Genomic DNA, 2,796 nt, shown 5'->3' on the forward strand with positions numbered 1-2,796 from the left:
AAGGTTGGGAAGCCCTGCAAAGTAAACTGGATGGCTTTCTTGCCGCCAAGGATCTGATGGCGCAGGGGATCAAGATCTGATCAAGAGACAGGATTCTAGAGGATCCGGCGCGCCGCGGCCCGCGTTAACGGCCGGCCGTTTAAACCTGCAGTGATTAACTTTATAAGGAGGAAAAACATATGTCGAAGGGCGAGGAGCTGTTCACCGGCGTCGTCCCGATCCTGGTCGAGCTGGACGGCGACGTCAACGGCCACAAGTTCTCGGTCCGCGGCGAGGGCGAGGGCGACGCCACCATCGGCAAGCTGACCCTGAAGTTCATCTGCACCACCGGCAAGCTGCCGGTCCCGTGGCCGACCCTGGTCACCACCCTGACCTACGGCGTCCAGTGCTTCTCGCGCTACCCGGACCACATGAAGCGCCACGACTTCTTCAAGTCGGCCATGCCGGAGGGCTACGTCCAGGAGCGCACCATCTCGTTCAAGGACGACGGCAAGTACAAGACCCGCGCCGTCGTCAAGTTCGAGGGCGACACCCTGGTCAACCGCATCGAGCTGAAGGGCACCGACTTCAAGGAGGACGGCAACATCCTGGGCCACAAGCTGGAGTACAACTTCAACTCGCACAACGTCTACATCACCGCCGACAAGCAGAAGAACGGCATCAAGGCCAACTTCACCGTCCGCCACAACGTCGAGGACGGCTCGGTCCAGCTGGCCGACCACTACCAGCAGAACACCCCGATCGGCGACGGCCCGGTCCTGCTGCCGGACAACCACTACCTGTCGACCCAGACCGTCCTGTCGAAGGACCCGAACGAGAAGCGCGACCACATGGTCCTGCACGAGTACGTCAACGCCGCCGGCATCACCCTGGGCATGGACGAGCTGTACAAGTAGGGGCCCTTAAGGTACCAACAAAAAAAAGCCCGCTCATTAGGCGGGCTTGATCCCCCGATGTGTAGCAGTGGCGGACCATATAGGCAGATCAGAAGGCGCGGTTCTCCTACATGTTCGCCGGTGAACGCGTTGAGGAAGCCGGGCAGTGCCTCGGCAAAATCCTTGCGTGTAGACAAGACATCTGCGTAGCAGTTGTCCTCAACAACGATGTCGAAATCCAAATCGGAGTGCTCATCGAGTCCTCCGTGAACGTAAGAGCCGCCGATCAGAAGAGCGCGGAAGCGAACATCGGAAGCGACCGCATCGCGGATGCGGTTCAAGAAAGTTGCATGAGCTTGTGGAAGTGTGCTGAGCATAAATGATTCTCCTAGCTGTTCTTTGGGTAAGTACGCCATCAGGACGTTGTGAGTGGCGCGATTTTTAGCGGCTGAAATCAGCCCTTGAGCCTGTCGGCAAGTCGCGTCATGAGGTCCATGCGCTCATGCAGGATCGCCACGACCAACGCGGGTTCGCCCGCACGCGGCAGGCAAAAAACGTAGTGGTGTTCGCAGCGGGCCATCCGCAGCGCGGGAAAGAGTTCGCTCATGTCCTTAAACGGGCCTTCGCCGGCGGCAAGCCTGGCTATGCCCTGTTCCAGCTTAGCGATATAGCGGCGCACCTGCGCCGCGCCCCACTCCCGGCGCGTGTAGCGGATGATGCCGCGTAGATCGGCTTCGGCCTCAGCCGTGAGGATGTAGGCCGTCAAGCGCGATCCCCGCTGAGTTCTTCATCAAGAATTTCGCCGACGCTCTTGGTGGACACCTTGCCGGCAAGCCCATCGTTGATGCGGTTCCCCAGCATGGTTTTCAGTTCCTGCCATGCCTGATCGGCATCAGCGTCACCGGGGAACAGACGTTCGAGGGCGTATTGCTTAATGGTCTTGCCCTGCAAGGCGGCCAGGGCTTTCAGGCTCTGGTGCTGCTGGTCCGTCATGTCGATTGTCAGGCGGCTCATTGGATAACCTCCATAAAATACACGTAACCACATTAGCACATATGTGGGCGTGAGGCTACAGCGCGAGGCGCATTAAGGTCGGGAAAATGCGCTAGGCGCATTTAAATTGCGTATTGCTGTAATGCGCCATGCCGGCTAGACTAGGCCCAAATGGGTATACCCAATTTGACCAAGGGGGACGCGATGAGGGCGGCCAAGCACTACCGACAACTTCTATCCATCGACTTCAACATCGAGGCGCTGGCCTTCGTGCCTGGACCCGACGGCACACGCGGCCGGCGCATCCACGTCCTGGGGCGCGAGGTCCGCGACCGGCCCGGCCTGGTCGAGTACCTTTCGCCGGCGTTCGGCTCGCGGGTGGCGCTGGACGGCTACTGCAAGGCCAATTTCGATGCAGTGCTGCACCTGGCGTACCCCGATCATCAGCAATGGGGCCACGCATGAAGCGCCGAAGCTACGCCATGCTGCGCGCCGCTGCCGCGCAGCTCGGCCCATGCCGGCGAGGTCGTGCGCATCATCGACGGCGACACCATCGACGTGCTGGTAGACAAGCAGCCGGTGCGCGTGCGCCTGGTGGACATTGACGCGCCGGAAAAGCGGCAAGCCTTCGGCGAACGTGCGCGCCAGGCGCTGGCCGGCATGGTGTTCCGCCGGCACGTCCTGGTCGACGAGAAGGACACCGACCGTTACGGCCGCACGCTGGGCACCGTGTGGGTCAACATGGAGCTGGCCAGCCGGCCGCCGCAGCCGCGCAACGTCAACGCCGCGATGGTTCACCAGGGCATGGCGTGGGCCTATCGCTTCCACGGCCGCGCGGCCGACCCTGAAATGCTGCGGCTCGAACAGGAGGCGCGAGGCAAGCGCGTCGGCCTCTGGTCCGATCCGCACGCCGTCGAGCCGTGGAAAT

The 2,796-nt window shown here is 61.6% G+C and carries 6 protein-coding genes; 4 read left to right on the forward strand and 2 right to left on the reverse strand.

Annotated elements, in window-relative coordinates; all coding sequences use genetic code 11:
* The first annotated feature begins 179 nt into the window (after nt 1-179).
* Both LB557_RS31345 and LB557_RS31350 read left to right on the forward strand, forming a co-directional pair.
* The gene (locus LB557_RS31345; RefSeq protein WP_065000063.1) at nt 180-896 is read left to right on the forward strand and encodes a hypothetical protein; all 717 of its coding nucleotides are present in this window, start codon (nt 180-182) and stop codon (nt 894-896) included.
* 110 nt (nt 897-1,006) lie between these two features.
* The gene (locus LB557_RS31350; RefSeq protein WP_064987254.1) at nt 1,007-1,258 is read left to right on the forward strand and encodes a hypothetical protein; all 252 of its coding nucleotides are present in this window, start codon (nt 1,007-1,009) and stop codon (nt 1,256-1,258) included.
* A gap of 71 nt (nt 1,259-1,329) precedes the next feature.
* Here the strand turns inward: LB557_RS31350 and LB557_RS31355 are convergent, their stop codons facing one another.
* Together LB557_RS31355 and LB557_RS31360 are read right to left on the reverse strand one after the other, a co-directional pair.
* Complete coding sequence (locus LB557_RS31355; RefSeq protein WP_011205808.1) at nt 1,330-1,641, reverse strand: type II toxin-antitoxin system RelE/ParE family toxin; 312 nt, start codon at nt 1,639-1,641, stop codon at nt 1,330-1,332.
* Complete coding sequence (locus LB557_RS31360) at nt 1,638-1,889, reverse strand: antitoxin ParD (RefSeq protein ID WP_011205807.1); 252 nt, start codon at nt 1,887-1,889, stop codon at nt 1,638-1,640. Before LB557_RS31360 ends, LB557_RS31355 begins: the two co-directional genes overlap by 4 nt.
* 150 nt (nt 1,890-2,039) lie before the next feature.
* On the opposite strand from LB557_RS31360, the gene LB557_RS31365 reads away from it, so the two are divergent.
* The gene (locus tag LB557_RS31365; protein WP_032488712.1) at nt 2,040-2,333 is read left to right on the forward strand and encodes a protein ParC; all 294 of its coding nucleotides are present in this window, start codon (nt 2,040-2,042) and stop codon (nt 2,331-2,333) included.
* 63 nt (nt 2,334-2,396) lie between these two features.
* Nucleotides 2,397-2,796, forward strand: a 400-nt coding sequence (locus tag LB557_RS31370) for a thermonuclease family protein (protein ID WP_224713163.1), incomplete at its 3' end; no start/stop codon positions are given.

Source organism: Mesorhizobium sp. BR115XR7A (assembly GCF_020165315.1).
GTDB lineage: Bacteria > Pseudomonadota > Alphaproteobacteria > Rhizobiales > Rhizobiaceae > Mesorhizobium > Mesorhizobium australicum.